This window comes from Nostoc sp., assembly GCF_036917315.1.
In the GTDB taxonomy this organism is placed as follows: domain Bacteria; phylum Cyanobacteriota; class Cyanobacteriia; order Cyanobacteriales; family Nostocaceae; genus Nostoc.
Genome location: NZ_JBALDR010000064.1, coordinates 148,851 through 165,497 on the forward strand (window position 1 = coordinate 148,851; position 16,647 = coordinate 165,497).

Annotated in this window: 16 protein-coding genes; 9 read left to right on the forward strand and 7 right to left on the reverse strand. The window is 43.0% G+C overall.

Annotated elements, in window-relative coordinates; translation table 11 throughout:
• Positions 1-3: 3 nt before the first annotated feature.
• The gene (gene efp, locus V7K84_RS29920) at positions 4-561 is read right to left on the reverse strand and encodes an elongation factor P (protein WP_194042039.1); all 558 of its coding nucleotides are present in this window, start codon (positions 559-561) and stop codon (positions 4-6) included.
• Between the two features lie 202 nt (positions 562-763).
• Here efp and V7K84_RS29925 point away from each other — a divergent pair, with 202 nt between their 5' ends.
• The gene (locus tag V7K84_RS29925; RefSeq protein ID WP_334843571.1) at positions 764-1,870 is read left to right on the forward strand and encodes a peptidylprolyl isomerase; all 1,107 of its coding nucleotides are present in this window, start codon (positions 764-766) and stop codon (positions 1,868-1,870) included.
• Between the two features lie 111 nt (positions 1,871-1,981).
• Positions 1,982-2,536, forward strand: coding sequence for a pentapeptide repeat-containing protein (locus V7K84_RS29930; RefSeq protein WP_334843573.1), 555 nt, complete (start codon positions 1,982-1,984; stop codon positions 2,534-2,536).
• Between the two features lie 26 nt (positions 2,537-2,562).
• On the opposite strand, the gene V7K84_RS29935 is transcribed toward V7K84_RS29930, so the two are convergent.
• The gene (locus tag V7K84_RS29935) at positions 2,563-3,135 is read right to left on the reverse strand and encodes a Uma2 family endonuclease (protein WP_334843575.1); all 573 of its coding nucleotides are present in this window, start codon (positions 3,133-3,135) and stop codon (positions 2,563-2,565) included.
• A gap of 89 nt (positions 3,136-3,224) precedes the next feature.
• On the opposite strand from V7K84_RS29935, the gene thiL reads away from it, so the two are divergent.
• On the forward strand, positions 3,225-4,247 hold the full coding sequence (gene thiL / locus V7K84_RS29940; RefSeq protein WP_334843577.1) for a thiamine-phosphate kinase: 1,023 nt from the start codon (positions 3,225-3,227) through the stop codon (positions 4,245-4,247).
• 48 nt (positions 4,248-4,295) lie between these two features.
• On the opposite strand, the gene V7K84_RS29945 is transcribed toward thiL, so the two are convergent.
• Entirely contained in the window at positions 4,296-5,309 is a 1,014-nt protein-coding gene (locus V7K84_RS29945; RefSeq protein ID WP_099100029.1) for a type I glyceraldehyde-3-phosphate dehydrogenase, read from the reverse strand.
• Positions 5,310-5,425: 116 nt separating this feature from the next.
• On the reverse strand, positions 5,426-6,076 hold the full coding sequence (gene nadD / locus V7K84_RS29950; protein ID WP_334843579.1) for a nicotinate (nicotinamide) nucleotide adenylyltransferase: 651 nt from the start codon (positions 6,074-6,076) through the stop codon (positions 5,426-5,428).
• A gap of 403 nt (positions 6,077-6,479) precedes the next feature.
• On the opposite strand from nadD, the gene murC reads away from it, so the two are divergent.
• The 4 genes from murC to V7K84_RS29970 all read left to right on the forward strand — a co-directional run bounded on the left by murC (position 6,480) and on the right by V7K84_RS29970 (position 10,188).
• Positions 6,480-7,943: a UDP-N-acetylmuramate--L-alanine ligase gene (murC, locus tag V7K84_RS29955; protein ID WP_334843581.1), complete on the forward strand. Its 1,464-nt coding sequence runs from the start codon at positions 6,480-6,482 to the stop codon at positions 7,941-7,943.
• 125 nt (positions 7,944-8,068) lie between these two features.
• Positions 8,069-9,070 (forward strand): UDP-N-acetylmuramate dehydrogenase, encoded by a 1,002-nt coding sequence (gene murB / locus V7K84_RS29960; RefSeq protein ID WP_099100026.1) that lies wholly within the window; start codon positions 8,069-8,071, stop codon positions 9,068-9,070.
• A gap of 178 nt (positions 9,071-9,248) precedes the next feature.
• Entirely contained in the window at positions 9,249-9,596 is a 348-nt protein-coding gene (locus V7K84_RS29965) for a YbaB/EbfC family nucleoid-associated protein (RefSeq protein WP_099100025.1), read from the forward strand.
• Between the two features lie 112 nt (positions 9,597-9,708).
• The gene (locus V7K84_RS29970; protein ID WP_334843777.1) at positions 9,709-10,188 is read left to right on the forward strand and encodes a low molecular weight protein-tyrosine-phosphatase; all 480 of its coding nucleotides are present in this window, start codon (positions 9,709-9,711) and stop codon (positions 10,186-10,188) included.
• 184 nt (positions 10,189-10,372) lie between these two features.
• On the opposite strand, the gene V7K84_RS29975 is transcribed toward V7K84_RS29970, so the two are convergent.
• Positions 10,373-11,056 (reverse strand): response regulator transcription factor, encoded by a 684-nt coding sequence (locus V7K84_RS29975; protein ID WP_194040237.1) that lies wholly within the window; start codon positions 11,054-11,056, stop codon positions 10,373-10,375.
• A 664-nt stretch (positions 11,057-11,720) separates the two neighbouring features.
• On the opposite strand from V7K84_RS29975, the gene smpB reads away from it, so the two are divergent.
• Positions 11,721-12,188, forward strand: a complete 468-nt coding sequence (smpB, locus tag V7K84_RS29980; protein WP_094349892.1) for an SsrA-binding protein SmpB — start codon at positions 11,721-11,723, stop codon at positions 12,186-12,188.
• A 183-nt stretch (positions 12,189-12,371) separates the two neighbouring features.
• A complete protein-coding gene (locus tag V7K84_RS29985) occupies positions 12,372-12,653 on the forward strand; it encodes a WGxxGxxG family protein (protein ID WP_334843589.1) in 282 nt (93 codons plus the stop codon).
• Between the two features lie 77 nt (positions 12,654-12,730).
• Here the strand turns inward: V7K84_RS29985 and V7K84_RS29990 are convergent, their stop codons facing one another.
• Together V7K84_RS29990 and V7K84_RS29995 are read right to left on the reverse strand one after the other, a co-directional pair.
• A complete protein-coding gene (locus V7K84_RS29990; protein WP_334843591.1) occupies positions 12,731-14,152 on the reverse strand; it encodes an IctB family putative bicarbonate transporter in 1,422 nt (473 codons plus the stop codon).
• Between the two features lie 328 nt (positions 14,153-14,480).
• On the reverse strand, positions 14,481-16,034 hold the full coding sequence (locus tag V7K84_RS29995; RefSeq protein ID WP_334843779.1) for a GAF domain-containing sensor histidine kinase: 1,554 nt from the start codon (positions 16,032-16,034) through the stop codon (positions 14,481-14,483).
• Between the last annotated feature and the right edge of the window lie 613 nt (positions 16,035-16,647).

A 16,647-nucleotide genomic window follows, 5' to 3' on the forward strand; every position in this document is an offset into this window, starting at 1 on the left:
AAGTTATTCCCTGCTGATATATTTATCTTCCTGGGTATCAACTTTGATGCGTTCTCCTTGAGAAATAAACAAAGGAACCATCACAACTGCACCAGTTTCTAGAGTTGCTGGTTTTGAGCCACCTGTGGCAGTGTCACCTTTCAAACCTGGATCTGTTTGGACAATTTCCAGAACCACAGACTTAGGCAATTCTACTCCTAGCACCTGTTCGCCCCACTTAATAACTTCAGCTTCCATACCTTCCTTCAGGTACTTGACGCGATCGCCAATTTGTTCGCGAGTCAATCTGCCTTCTTCGTAGGTTTCCATATCCATAAAGACAAACTCATCGCCTTCTTTATAGGTATGCTGCATCGTGCTTTTTTCTAGAGTGGCTTGCGGCACTGTTTCCCCTGCGCGGAACGTTTTTTCCATAACGCTCCCACTCTGGACATTTTTTAGCTTAGTTCGTACAAAGGCGGAACCTTTGCCTGGTTTGACGTGCAAGAATTCAAGCACTCGCCATACAGACCCATCCAATACAATTGAAACACCGGGTCGAAAGTCGTTACTGGAGATCATGAAACTTTCAAATTTTGGAAGACAATCGGCATTTATTGTACCCTTCTAGGGTCGTCATTGGGCATTTGTCATTAGTTTCGTGTAATTGTCATTAGTCATTTTTCCTCTGCCCTAGACCTCTGCTCCACTCATCACTTAACGTGGGAAGATTATTTATGGGTTACGTCCAGTCAACAATTCACTGCTGCATTTGAGTTATCCCATGCTTAACTTATTAAAATCCTGGCTGAAGAACAGCCTAATGGCAATACTGCTGGTAACAATATTTTTAGGCATAACTACAGCTGGGTGGACTCCCTCCAGTAGCGCCGCACTCCCAGCCGGCAATGCAATTACCGACGGAAAGGCTTTGTTGCGGTATGCACTCCCGATAGATAACAAACCTGTGCGGCAACTACAAAGCAGTTTAGAGGACATCTCTGCCCAACTGCGAGCGAATCGGCGTTGGGGTGCTATTTCCAAAGACATCAGCCAAGCATCCCGCATTCTCGATAAACCTTCCCAAATCTTAACAAGCGTTCCCGCAGAACGCCAACCCCAAGCCGAAGCTTGGATTACCGAGTTGAAATCCGGGGTGGGTAAATTGCAAGAGTTGGCGAACAGCAAAGATAAAGAACAAATATTGCAAGAGAGAGGTAAACTGCTAAATCTCGTTACTCAGCTAGAAGAGTCAATGGTGAAACAATTCCCCTTTGAAGTGCCTGCTGAGTATAGTAACCTGCCACAACTTAAAGGTCGTGCCACTGTAGAAATCAAAACCAACAAAGGCGATTTGGCCCTTGTCGTAGACGGTTACAGCGCTCCTGTGACTGCTGGTAATTTTGTAGATTTGGTAAATAGGGGTTTTTATAATGGCTTAGAATTTACCCGTTCTGAAGAATCTTACTTTCTCCAAACTGGAGATCCGGCTGGGAAAGATGTAGGTTTCATCGACCCAACAACGGGCAAATATCGCGCTATTCCCTTAGAAGTTTTAGTTAAAGGCGATAAAGCACCTACTTATGGCATTACTCTAGAAGAAGCTGGACGTTACGTTGATATGCCAGTTCTACCTTTTTCTGCCTTTGGTGCAGTAGTAATGGCTCGTCCTGAAAGTGAAGTAAATGGCGGTTCATCCCAATTTTTCTTCTTTTTGTTTGAACCAGAACTCACACCCGCCGGACGCAACCTATTGGATGGTCGTTATGCCGTTTTTGGCTATCTCACTGAAGGCAGAGAAGTTTTGGATAAATTGAAAGCTGGTGACAAAATTGAATCGGCAACCGTGGTTCAAGGAATAGAAAATCTGGTTGAACCGCAAGCTGCATAAGAAGACACAGGGGGCAGGAGAAGAATAATTCTTGTACAGACGCGATTAATCGCGTCTCTCCTGATTCAGATTTCCGGCGGTGAATATCTGCTCAACTGCGATCCTTAAGTTATGGACAGAGAGGAATTTATCAAGCGCTACAGTAATGAAACCGATTTGGTTGGGATTGATTTGAGTGGAGCCGATCTTAGAGGACTTGGTTTTGATGGAGATATGAGTGGAGCCAATCTCAGTGATGCCAACTTGGAAGGAGCGGATTTGGGAGCTGTTGAACTGTGCGATGCCAACCTGAGTGGAGCTAACTTGAGAAATGCCATTTTGGATGATATTGACTTCAGTGGAGCTAATCTCACTGGATCTGACCTGAGCGGTGTTCGTATGCATCAAGCCAGTTTCAATAATGCTATTTTGAAGGATGTTAACCTGAGTGGTGCCGATTTGCTGCAAACTGTATTTGATAGTGCTGACTTGAGGAGTGCCAATCTCAGTGAAGCTTTTCTCGATGAAACTTTCTTTTACAATACCAACCTCAGCAACGCAAATTTGATGGGGGCTAAGTACTTGAGTGAACGTAGACTCAAGGGTGCTATCTTGTGCAACACTATCATGCCAGATGGAAGTATTAGAAATGATGGTTGTAGAGAAATGAGGGAGAATAATTACTAACTCTTAACTTCTAGCTTCTAACTCCCCTAACTCAGATTCCCGGCGGTGAACACCCGATCAACTGCGATCGCTAATTCGGGAAAAGTCCGTGATATAATTTGCTGGTTGGCTGTAAAAACTGTTTCTTCGTAAAATCCATCTTCCAGTAGTAACACCGAAACTTTTGTTTCCAGTGGGTCTACAATCCAATATTCAGGAACCTCTAAAGCAGCATATTCTGAGCGTTTATAACGATAGTCCCGTTTCACCGACTCAGGACTAACCACCTCGGCAATTAGTAACGGTGGTGACTCAAATACTGCTGAAGCATTCAACAATTCTCTAGCTTGCTCCAGTGTCACTACACACAAATCAGTCAACCTAGATTTATTTCTACCCGTCCTCACCCCACTTTCTCGAAAACACAGCCAAGTAAAGTTACAACGTTTGATTTCTGCATCTAGTAATTGCTCAAGAAATTTGGCAATCAGAAAATGTTCAATAGTAGGTGGGTTCATTAGCTCTAGCTTCCCATCCACCAGTTCATAATGAAAATCGCTACCATCATCATAGGTTAAGTACTCCTCAAATGTGATGCTAGTTACTGGTGTTGTTACCATTCCAACTGACTCCTAGACGATACCCTTATCTTAAACAGTAAAGTAAATCATCAGTTTTCTTCGTAATTTTGCAACACGGAAAACCGATTGTGAACAGTGAGTTATCTTCTCAACAGGTAAAAGACATTGGCGAACAAGGTCTTTTAGAAAGATTACAGCGTTTCTGTCCTCCAGAAATTATCGGTGATGATGCCGCAGTACTTGAAACTGCACCAGGGAAATCTTTGGTTGTGACTACAGATGTACTGGTTGATGGCGTACATTTTAGCAACCTCACCACTTCTCCAGAAGATGCTGGTTGGCGAGCTGCTGCTGCCAATTTATCAGATTTAGCAGCAATGGGCGCTTTTCCATTGGGAATCACTATCGGGTTGGGATTACCCGGTGAACTTAGGGTGAGTTGGGTAGAACGCTTGTACCAGGGAATGACAGAATGCCTGCAAAAATACAATACCCCAATTGTTGGGGGTGATGTGGTGCGATCGCCTGTTACTACTCTGTCAATTACCGCTTTTGGTCAAGTTAACCCTAGTCAAATTATCCGCCGTTCTGCTGCTGTTGTTGGGGATGCGATCGTTGTTACAGGCGTTCATGGAGCCTCCCATGCAGGCTTAGAACTGCTCTTGCATCCTGAACTAGGACAAAACCTCAAAGATGCAGAACGCACGGCTCTAATCCGCGCACATCAACGTCCACAACCACGATTAGATGTCTTACCAATCCTCTGGAAAATATTAACTCCTAACTCCCAACTCTTCATTGCTGGTATGGATAGCAGCGATGGTTTGGCAGATGCGACGATCCAAATTTGCCGCGCCAGTGGCGTTGGCGCTGTTTTAGAACACAGACAAATTCCCGTACCAAAAACTTTTAACCATTGGCTAACACCAGACCAAGCGCTAGAATATGCTCTATATGGTGGCGAAGACTTTGAATTAGTACTGTGTTTACCACAAGAATTTGCATCAGCCTTAGTGCAACATCTTGGAGAAGGTGCTGCGATCACAGGCAGGATTATAGCCGGATCGACAGTAATATTGCACGACGAGCAAAAAAAATTCCCTGACCAAGTTCTGAATCTTAGCCAGGGATTTCAACATTTTGGTCAATAGTCTGTTTGGGATTTTTCTAATGACTAATGACCAATGACTAATGACAAATTATTGCCACTTCTGGGCTACTAATTCTGCCAAATCCAAAACTCGTTGGCTGTAACCCCACTCATTGTCATACCACGCCATAACTTTTACTAAGTCATTACCCAAGACCAAAGTCAAATTGGCATCGACAATTGAAGAAGCATCACTACCTTGATAATCGGAAGATACTAATTCTAGTTCGCTGTAGTCCAAAATTCCTTTAAGTGGGCCTTCGGCAGCATCCTTGAGAGCTTGGTTAACTTCTTCAGTAATAGTACGCTTCTCAACCTGAACTACGAAATCTACCATTGAGACGTTCGGGGTTGGTACGCGCAAGGCAACACCATTTAGCTTGCCTTTGAGGTCTGGGATAACCAGCGCCACTGCTTTTGCTGCGCCAGTAGAAGTGGGTACAATGTTTATCGCTGCGGCCCTCGCCCGTCGTAAATCCCGGTGAGAAGCGTCTAGCAAGCGCTGATCGCCTGTATAGCTGTGGGTAGTGGTCATCGTACCTTTGATAATGCCGAACTTATCGTTCAACACCTTGGCGATTGGCGCCAAGCAGTTGGTAGTACAGCTAGCGTTACTGATAATGTGGTGTTTGTTGTGGTCATAATCATGATGATTTACACCAACCACAAAAGTACCATCCTCGTTTTTACCAGGAGCGGTAATCAGAACTTTCTTGGCTCCAGCATTTACGTGCTTGAGCGCTCCTTCTTTGCTAGTAAATACCCCGGTTGCTTCGATAATTAGGTCAATTCCCCAATCTTTCCAGGGCAAGTTTTCGGGATTGCGATCGGATACGCACTTGATGGTCTTACCGTTAACGATGATAGAGTTATCATCGGCACTAATCTCAGCACCTTTGATCTTGCCTAGCATTGAGTCATACTTTAGCAGGTGAGCATTGGTTCTAGGATCTGAAGTGTCATTAATAGCGACAAGATCGATTTGACTATTCTCTCTACCCACCCAACAACGCGCAAAGTTACGTCCAATCCGCCCGAAACCGTTGATTGCAACTCTAATCACAGTGTCTTGCCCTCTGTATTTATGCTTATATGTTGATATCGTTGACCCCAATCATATCGCAAAGGGGGGGGGCACTTTTAACCATAAAGTGTTAGATCAATAAAAAAACACATAATTTATTCAGATTTGTAAGAGTAGAGATTGTTGTTAGTGATATATGATCTGACCGATTCCGGGACTAAATAACGAATTGACTGGCGTTCGCTCTTGGCGTTGACGAAGTTATCGCGGCAAAATTTGCGAATTAGACTTGACGAAACTCCTACGAAAGGTATATTCAAGAGTTGCCAGTGAACGATCGCAGACTGCTCTTTGAGTTGTTGCTCCACTTGCTTGCAGATTAATTTGCTTTGAGTTATAGTCTCACCACCTAGCTGTCGGGGTGCGATTAACCAATCACACATTTGTGCTAATTCGTGTCCCCGGTACCAACCGGGTAAGGTTTGGAAAGTATCCAAGCCCACAATCCAGTACCAGTGAGTATTTGGGTAACAAGCAGATAAGTCAATCAGGGTGTTAATGGCATAAGAAGTCCCAGAGCGATTAGTCTCCACTAGTGAGACAGTAAATGCTGGGTTATCTATTATTGCTAATTGCAGCATTTGCAGACGATGCTCAAACAAAGCTGCTTTTTTGTGAGGAGGATTTAGGGTTGGTACCCAAATTACCTTTTCAAGGGAGACTTGATGCAAAGCTGTCTCGGCTACGAGCAGGTGTCCCCAATGAATTGGATCGAATGTGCCACCAAAAATTGCTAGTCGCTGCATCCAGATAAGCCTGGGTTATATGCAATTGAAAAATAGTTTCATTACCAATGTACTATTGTACTCAATTCACGCCTAAACTTGATGCAATTTCAATTTAGTTTCACTAAACAATGTATTATGTAGCCAATTCCAGTAAGGTAGACAAAAATATGTATTTGACATTACAAGAATTTCTTTCCCGATGCGGCCAAAATTTTCAGAATAATCTTAAGAACAGTTCAGAAATAGCAAAAACCTCCAACCAAGGTAAAATCATTCTCAACCAGGAAAACCAGAGCAGAAACATCATTTGGGCATCAAACATGAACATGATACAGGAGTAGTTACGGTAAAAATCAAATTCCTGTTATGATACGCGTGTCATTTGTGATTATGGTGTGGTGTGGTGTAAAAGGAGCAATAAATGACTAATTCTGTAGATTTTAGTGGTAGACCATTTCATTTCATTGGCATCGGTGGCATAGGTATGTCTGCTCTGGCATACGTTCTTGCAAAGCGTCAATTTCCAGTATCAGGTTCGGATCTTCGTCCTAACCACATTACGCATAAGTTGGAATCTATCGGCGCTCATATTTTTGGTAAACAAGAGGCCAGCAATCTCGAATTCTTTCACCCTCAGGTATTGGCTAATCCAGTAGTATTAAATTCACAAGAACAATTATCTGCTGATACTAAGTCAAAACTGCCTCAAGTCATTTGTTCAACAGCAATTAACACTAATAATTTAGAATACAAAGCAGCACTGGAATTAGGTTGTCCAGTTTTACATCGTTCAGATGTACTAGCAGCTTTAATTGCCGATTACTACAGTATTGCGGTGGCAGGAACACACGGCAAAACTACAACCAGTAGCATGATTGGCTATATGCTTCTGGAAGCAGGTCTAGACCCAACGATTTTGGTCGGTGGCGAAGTCAATGCTTGGGAAGGTAATGCTCGATTGGGACAAAGCCAATATTTGGTAGCCGAAGCAGATGAATCAGATGGTTCTCTGGTAAAACACGCTCCCGAAATTGGTATCATCACCAATATTGAACTCGATCACCCTGACCACTACGATACATTAGAAGAAGTTATTGACACCTTCCAGACATTTGCTAAGGGTTGTAAAACGTTAATAGGTAGCATTGATTGTGCGACAGTGCGCGATCGCTTGCAACCCACAATCAGCTACAGCTTACACTCAGATACCGACGCTGATTACACCGTCACCAATATTGATTATCGTGCTGATGGTACTACGGCTTTGGTTTGGGAAAGAGGCAAAGCTTTGGGCGTGTTAAAGTTGCGTTTGCTCAGTCGGCACAATCTCAGCAATGCCCTAGCCGCAGTAGCTGTTGGTCGTGTTTTGGGCTTAGAATTTGGAGCAATTGCCAAAGGTATCGCCACCTTTGAAGGAGCAAGACGACGCTTTGAGTTCCGAGGTGAAGTCAATGGTATTACCTTCATTGATGACTATGCTCATCACCCTAGCGAGATTCGCGTTACTCTCGCTGCAGCCCGTTTACAGGCAAGGCCAGGGCAAAGAGTGGTTGCCATCTTCCAACCCCATCGCTATAGCCGTACACTCACCTTTTTAGAAGAATTTGCCGAGTCCTTTACCCATGCTGATTTGGTGGTGCTGACTGATATTTACAGTGCAGGCGAACCTAATTTAGGGCAAATTAGTGGTGAACGTCTAACGGCGGAAATTGCTAAACAGCATTCGCAGGTAGTTTATCAACCAACTTTACCCGCAGTGTGTGATTACTTGCTAGAAACACTACGCCCAGGAGACTTGGCGCTGTTTTTAGGCGCTGGAAATTTGAACCAGGTGATTCCTGAAGTAATTACGGCACTTTGTGAGCCGGCTAAAGCCACATCCTAAGTGGAAACTTTGCGAAGATTTTATTTCTGAGCAAAGCGCCCCTCTCGCAACGGTTTCATCTGTGAACTCTATTACCGTATCTTTGCGGTAGATTAATGTAAAAATTTTACCAAAACAAAGTAAAGATGACCATTTCCCAGGCAGCTGGAAACGTCTGCACAGTTTCTGCTTTGAATACAAAGAAACAGCAAACAGCTAATTCAGTGGAGAGCGAAGTAATTTACTTACCCAGTACTGATTGTGCGATCAAGTCGCAGGCTTCTTTGTCAGCGTTTACTTCCTATAGAGTTGGGGGAGCAGCTGATTTATACGTTGCCCCGCGAAACTTAGAAGCACTGCAAGCAAGTCTTAAATACGCAAAAGAACGTAATTTAAAAGTGACAACACTGGGAGCAGGTTCTAACTTGCTGGTAAGCGATGGTGGTATATCAGGCTTAGTTATTGCTACTCGTCATCTCCGCTTCAACCACTTTGACCCCCAAACCGGTCAATTAACCGTTGCTGCCGGAGAATCAATTCCCAGTTTGGCATGGGCGGCAGCAGAATTAGGTTGGCAAGGATTGGAGTGGGCTGTTGGCATCCCCGGAACAGCAGGAGGTGCCGTGGTGATGAACGCAGGGGCACACAATAGCTGTATCGCAGATATGTTAGTTAGTGCCGAGGTACTTTCACCCGATGGGACGCTGGAAACTCTTACCCCGGAACAGTTAGGTTATAGCTACCGGACTTCATTATTGCAAGGTGGCGATCGCATAGTCACCCAAGCTACCTTACAACTCGCGCCAGGTGCAGACCCAGCAAAAGTTGTGGCAATTACCAAAGAACACAAAAAGCATCGGTTAAGCACCCAACCATACAACTTCCCCAGTTGTGGCAGTGTGTTTCGCAATCCCAAACCTTACAGTGCTGGCTGGTTAATTGAACAAACTGGTCTGAAAGGCTACCAAATTGGTGGCGCACAAGTAGCACTACTACATGCTAATTTTATCGTTAATCGTGGTGGAGCCAAAGCTAGTGATATCTTCTGTCTCATTCGCCACATCCAACATCAAGTACAAGAACGTTGGTCTATTAATTTAGAGCCAGAAGTCAAAATGCTCGGAGAGTTTCAAGGTGCTTGTGGATAAAAATGGGGAATGGGGAATTGGGAGATGAGGGAGAAGAATTAATAACCAATGTCCTACTCCCTACTCCCTACTCCCTACTCTATAACGCATTAATTATTGGTAAAAAAAGAGTCAAATTACTTACCGCATCTATAATTGAATTTGATTTGTTATTCAACGCACACGCGTACAAATAATTATGACAGGAAAAGGACAGGGATTCGGCTTTGGCTTAGGAAAAATGAAAGAATTAGCCGAAGCTTTTAAGAAAGCGCAGCAAGTTCAAGAAGGCGCAAAGCGACTCCAAGAAGAATTGGAGCAAATGGAGATTCAAGGAGAATCTGGCGGTGGTCTTGTAAAGGTGATTGTCAGTGGAAACCAAGAACCCAAGCGGGTAGAAATTTCTCCAGATGCTTTAGCAGAAGGTGCAGAAGTACTTTCCGATCTCGTAACAGTGGCAATGAAAGAAGCCTACAACAAGTCCACAGCAACAATGCGGGAACGCATGGAAGAATTAACCAGTGGGTTGGAGTTACCTGGATTTTAGTCATTGGTCATTAGTCATTAGTCATTAGTCATTAGTCATTGGTCATTAGTCAAAAGACGATTGGACTTTGGACAAAGGGCAAATGACTATTGACAAAGGACAAAGTATATCTATGCCTTACAAGTTGCTGTTTGTCTGCTTAGGTAACATCTGCCGATCGCCATCGGCAGAAAATATCATGAATCATCTAATTGAGCAGTCTGGCTTGAGCGAACGCATCCTCTGTGACTCTGCTGGTACATCTAGCTATCACGTTGGTAGCCCACCTGACAGACGCATGAGTGCGGCGGCGGCTACAAAATTGGGAATTAAACTGTGTGGTCGAGCACGCCAGTTTCAAAAGTCAGACTTTCAAGACTTTGATTTAATTTTGGCTATGGATCGAGAAAATTATGAGAACATCCTCACTCTCGATCGAGCTAGGCAATATCAGCATAAAGTGCGTTTGATGTGCGAGTTTTGCTCTCGACACACTCTAAAGGAAGTTCCAGATCCCTATTATGGTGGTCAAGAGGGATTTAATCAGGTTATTGATTTACTGATCGATGCTTGTGAAGGTCTGCTGACAAAAGTTAAAAGTGAAGAGTTATGAGTTATATCATGTTCGCATAATTAGTTATGATTTCTACAGTCATTGCACCCCACCCCTTAATCCCCTGGAGACAAAGCGTAGCTTTGGCGGGGTGGGGTTCTTTGGGTTTATAAGTAATCAAGCGAACATGATATTAGGAGTCAGGAGTTTTAATTCCTCACTCCTCACTTTTAACTCCTAACTTTTATTCCACTAAACCATGCTTCATCGCATAACGGACTAATTCCGCGCGGTTGCTGGTTGAGGTTTTTCTCAATAAACTGCTAACATACTTTTCCACAGTTCGAGGACTCAGGTGTAGCTGATGACCCATTTCGGCATTAGAAAGACCATGAGTCAATAACTCTAAGACTTCCTGTTCTCTGTGAGTTAGGGCTGAGTGCAGATGAGATTTCTGAATTTGAGTGGACAGAGAATTATGGGCGTCTCCCGCTTTTGTTAAGCCGGAAATGCCCAAACTGTCTTTATGAGAAAAACGATACTCTGATTGGATAATTTGCGATCGCTCTAAAAGATTGCGGATTGCTGCTGCTAACTCTTCCAGTTCAAAAGGCTTGGGTAAATATAAATCGCACCCTGACTGGTAGCCCAAAATTCTTTCTTGGGTCTTAATGCGTGCCGTTAATAAAATTACAGGCAATAAACGAAACACTGGTTGTTGACGCACCCGGCGCACCAGTTCATAGCCATTCATCCGTGGCATAACAATATCCGTGACAATCAAATCAGGATGATACTCATCCACCATAAACAAAGCCTCTTGACCGTCATTAGCCACGATCACCGAGTAGCCAGACAGTTCAAGATAGTCGCTAACAGACAGACGAGTGCCCAAATCATCATCCACTACAAGGATCGTCAAGGGCATGGATAATACACCCCTAGCATTTTTTTACTCAGAAATTTGCTTCTATTTACTCCGTTACTGAACACACACAATAATAGTGTTCTTATGTTTCATACTAAGACAGGATTACCAGCTAATGACTGCTCTCTGGGTTTATTTATAAAGGAAATCTTAAATCATTAGGAAGATTAACGAAGTGTAACCACCTTAGACTCCCTGTGCTTAGGAGGTATAGAGAGCTTTGTAATTTGTAACAACTCATCAATCAAGGAGAGTAAATTTTCATTAGCGTCATACCAATTATTTGTCAGGATTTATGCAAAAAGGGAGTGAGGGGAATTCATCTAAACGCAAAGAAGCAAGTTACGCTGAGTCTTTCGTAGAGTAGTGGTTTCCCATAGGGTATTGCCTTTACTTGATGTGTAAGTCCTATTTGTGAAACTGCACAAAATCAGGCTTGGTGAGACAAGTTGCTCAAGTAACTTGTTCTATGAAACCTCAGAGGTAATCGAGGTAATCGCTATCAGCTAACTTAAAAGTTGCCAGAAAACCTTAATTGTGAACTTAGAAAAGCTAAATTAGTGATATACAGTTCACCATTTATAGCGGTTCTAAGATACACCGTATAATTCACAAGCCAATCCAAATAATTTTTTAGGTACATTTAAAGCACACAAAATTATCAATGAGCGACAAGAACGAAGGTTACAAAGTCATTTGCGACAACCGTCAAGCCCGTTATTTGTATGAAATTCTAGAAACTTACGAAGCTGGAATTGAGTTGACAGGAACAGAGGTGAAGTCGATTCGCGCGGGTAAAGTCAATCTCCAAGATGGCTATGCTTTGCTTCGCAATGGCGAAGCATGGTTGATCAATGTGCATATCTCGCCTTACAACGCCAGTGGACAATATTTTAATCACGAACCAAGGCGTACACGCAAGCTTCTATTGCATCGTCAAGAACTGCGTAAGCTAATTGGCAAAGTCGAGCAGCAGGGTTTAACTTTAATCCCTTTGAAAATGTATCTCAAACGAGGCTGGCTAAAAGTCAGTATAGCCCTTGGCAAAGGTAAAAAGCTCCACGATAAGCGAGAAGACCTGAAACGACGCCAAGACCAGCGTGATATTCAACGGGCCATGAAAAGCTACTGAGGATTCAGTGTTGCTAAACTACCACAGCAAGAATGAGAAACAGACTGCTGTGAAAACCATGTTGTATGTCTATAGCGTGAGTTATAAAAATGCTTATTTTATAGCCGCAGATTGATTTTGTTAAGGTTGAGACTCGATACAGTGGTGAGTGACTTCGGATAGCATCAGGAACTTTTACAACTTATGAAAAGTAATTTGATTACAGCTGTTGGCGCTGGCGTTCTCACCTTGAGTATGGGAATTTTACCTTTAACTCTATCTGCACAAGCTCAGACAACTAATGATACCGGAGCTACTACTACTGCTCCAACAACGACTACTAACGATCGCAACGATTTTGATTGGGGTTGGCTAGGATTGCTTGGTTTATTCGGTCTAGGCGGGTTGGCTGGCAAAAAGAACGATCGCGAATCTGTAGCTTATCGCGACCCTAATGCCCCAAGTGCCACTACCTACAGAGATTAGACAATTCAAAATTTATTCATGGAAAATTCAAAAGTTGTCAGGTGTCCGGTAAGAAAACAACTGACAACTTATTTATGTTAATTTACTGCTGGTTCTGAGTTAGTTGAATTTGTCTGGTTTTGAGCTAAAGGTGTCCAATAGCTGGCAATTAAGGCAACGATCAGCCACCAGAGGGTATTGACTTCAGGACGATACCAGACAGTATCTACGGTACCGTGAGCTAGCATACCCAACAAAATAGCGATCGCTCCAATTAACCAAAATCCTTCTACACTTCTGATTTGTCGCAATCGTCGCAGTTGCAAAAGTGCCGTATTAAATGTGACAATTAGGAGCCAGAGAAAGCAGGCTAAACCAACAAAGCCAGTTTCTACAGTCACTTCAAACAATATCGAATAGGCGCTCAAAGCAGTGTAACGAGGGCGTTGGTAGAGGGGATAAACTTTATTAAAAGAGCCGTGACCGGGCCCAATGCCGAAAATCGGGCGATCGCGAATCATTTCAAAAACAGCATCCCACACATTTCGGCGAAAATTATTACTGCTATCCTTACGGTCGGCAAAAATACTAAACACTCGCAGCCGCACTGGCTCTACAAATATCACTGCTAGCACCAATACGCCGATCAAACCTCCTAAAACAATCGGTATTGACCAAGTACGCCAAAAACGAGGCATTTCCACGCTTTTCCAATAAACTAGCAATGCCATCACAGCTAACACTGCCACCACTAGTCCAATCCAACCACCACGACTAAAAGTCAGAATCAGGCAGGAAATATTGACAATTAGCATCGTTAATGCAAGAGCTTTTTTAGGCCAGCTGTGCCATACAAAAATTGCCACTAAGCTAAAAATTACTGCTGGTAAGAGGTATCCAGCCAATAAGTTGGGATTGCCTAAATAACTGTAGACTCTTGTAGTCTTAGACATAGGAGATTCTGGATCGACCCAAGTTGCCAGTGCTGTGGCTCCAAAAAACCATTGCCGCAACCCGTATACACTAACAATTAACGATACGTGCAGATAAAGGATGATAATCCAAGAACGGAGGCGAGGCGACCTTAATACCCTGGCACAAAGGGTAAATAGTAGCAAATACAAGGTCAAGGTTCCCAAGTCGTTAAGTGCCGCCTTTTTCACTGGTGATAATGCTGTTGCGATTGCGGCAACTCCCCAGTAAAGCAGTACCAGCAAGTGAATGGGAGTGACTGACGACGAGATATTTACTGGTGTTACTTCATCAGATAAAGTCAACAACAGCCAAAATCCGACACAAGCCACCAGCAAAAAACCCACCAATGTACTCGAAGCAAAAGGTGCTAGAGCATATATTAAGCTGAGTAAAGCCGCTGCGATCGCATCTCCCCACTGGAGCAAGACGCTAGTTTGCCGCCAAGAACTTAGCAGTCCCACCAGAGAGCGGTGTACATAACTGGTAGCAAGATATTCTTTGAGCGGTAAAGTTGATAGAGTAAATCGTTGCCAGACTAAATTCATAAAAAACATTGCGATCGATTAGCCTGCCGACGCAGAACTTGGAATCGATCATAATGCTTATAGCTATAAAAAGGTAATAACAGAAATTGCCCATCGCGCGATCGCGCTCTTATTCCTAGCCATCATCCAACAGGAAGTTAAGATAGTTCTTCATATACTTAGTACAGCTTGACGTAAAATGGTGGCGAATTAAGGGTTGAAATTTAAAGGCATAGGTAAGCGCAGAAGCACACAGAGAATTAATCAAATCTAGATAGAAAATACGTCTTTCCTAATCTCCATTACCCCTTATCCCCAGAGGGGGCCCCACCTTCCCCAATCCCCACGATTAGACATCGCTAATTGCTTGTGAGGAAGTCGCTAGTTGCAGTGGCAAAGAAAGCACATAACGATATCCTGATTCTGGTGAACCTTGAATCAAAATATGTCCACCATGCAATTCTGCCAATTGACAACTTAATAATAGACCTAAGCTTTCGCGAGAAAGACTTCCATGTGATTTAGCTAAATTTATACCTGAACTAGTAGCAAAGAAATTTGAGTGGGAATCACTCAAGTTTTTGGAATTTTCCACTGCTACAGATGAAGTATCTAGTTGTTCTTGTCTTTCTGTATGAGTATTGTAAGTTGCTACCTCACCTGTAAGCTCCAGTAGCGACAAAGAATTTAGACGAAAGTAAGGATCGACCTCTGTTATCCCGTCTCCTAACCAGGGATGGGAAACCCAAATAGTAATGTTGAGCGTATCTTCTTTGTAAGAAACATGAATGCGAACAATGCTACCTGTAGCTGAAAGTTGAATCACACTGAAAACCAGATGATAAAGCATTTGTCGCACCTTGTCTTTATCTAAAGGCCAAATGCGACTGCGTCCCGGTTCTATAGACAGGCGAATATCTTGTTCGCGACGATTAGCTACTTCTTCGAGAGTATTGATAGCTTGTTGGCATAGCATTTCAATATCCACGGGAGCTAGATTTAGCACAGTTGAGTTTTCATCCATCGCTCCTAGTTCGGCAATTTCGTTGACTAGGGAAAGTAAGTACCGACCACTGTGTTGGATAATTTCCACATATTCTCTCTGCTTGGTCGTCAAAGGCCCATAAATCTCACGTCCTAAAACACTAGCCATACCGAGTACAGATGTTAAGGGCGTGCGTAATTCCTGAGTTAGCTGACTCAAAAGTTCTAGCTTCAGTTGCTTAGTAGAAACAGAGTCGCTATCTTGAGTAGATGCAGTGATTTTAATTTCAGTGTTACGTTCCTCATTCAGTGAAAATATCGGAACGTTCTTGGCAGCGCTTGATTCTAGTTTCCCTTGCAGGAGTCGGTTACGTTCAAATTCACTCATGCTCCAACGAGCGATGATTTGTAAAAACTCAATGTCTCGGGTTGTAAAATTGCGCGGGACTAAATCCATCACCGCTAATGCACCTAAACAATGTCCCTCAGCATCAATTAATGGCGCTCCTAAGTAAGCACGAATACCATAATCTTGCACTAACTTGCTGCTAGCAAGTACTGGATCGGTAAGCTTATGTGTATCATTAATTACAAATACTTGAAAGCTGTCTACTACCTGAGTGCAAAATGATTCCCGGCGTAGTAGTTGGCGGCTTTGTGCCAAATGATTCATTAGTCCTAGTCTAGATAAGCCTATCGCCGATTTGAACCAATGGCGTTCTTGATCCACAAATCCCAATATGGAAATTGGTGCTTCCAAAAAGTGGGCAGCAGTCTGTGTGGCTTCTTCAAAAACCGGAATCGTTTCTGGTTGCCGCAAACCTAAATCGGACAAAGCTTTGAGGCGTTGCTGTTCTCTTGATTCATGAGAATCCCAACCATCCTTTAGGGCAAATAATTTGTTTTCAGGCTCTATCATTGCCACTGCTACCTTAATAATTTCTCGATCGTGTAATTGATCCAAGTCCTATTTCTAGGTTATCAATTGCTATTTTTAAGCATTCCCTAATTTTGCCTCTGACAAACAAATTTAGGGCAAAATTTTTTTCTCCCTTCCATTAAGCCAAGATGTGGTGTCTGCTAGTTACTAGTTACTGGTGCTGAATGTTCTTTGTTTAGCACTGGTGTAGTCTTTCTTGCTTGAGATTTTGCAATCAGACTGCGTTAGATTTGGATTCAGCCAGGGTAAGCTAATGCTAAGGATACAATACAAAGGGGCTGTCATTCTTTATGGATATAAGGGAAAATTTTTACTGGAACATTCAAAGTAAATTTACTTAAAATAATAGACATTAGTGTAATTAAATATAGACATTTTACTGATAACAACTAGCACCCAGAGATGATAATCCTAGTGCAGGATGACCTAAATAGGTCAACCATATCCCTACGGATTAGCAAGCTATCAAATTATTGAAAAGCCCACTTTCTGAACTTTTTGAATTTTGAGAGAAGTTGGAGTGGCGGCTTCAGAGAAGTCTGATGGCAACTTCGGTTGCTGAAATTAAGAGGGCGTGATTTTGAATTAACCA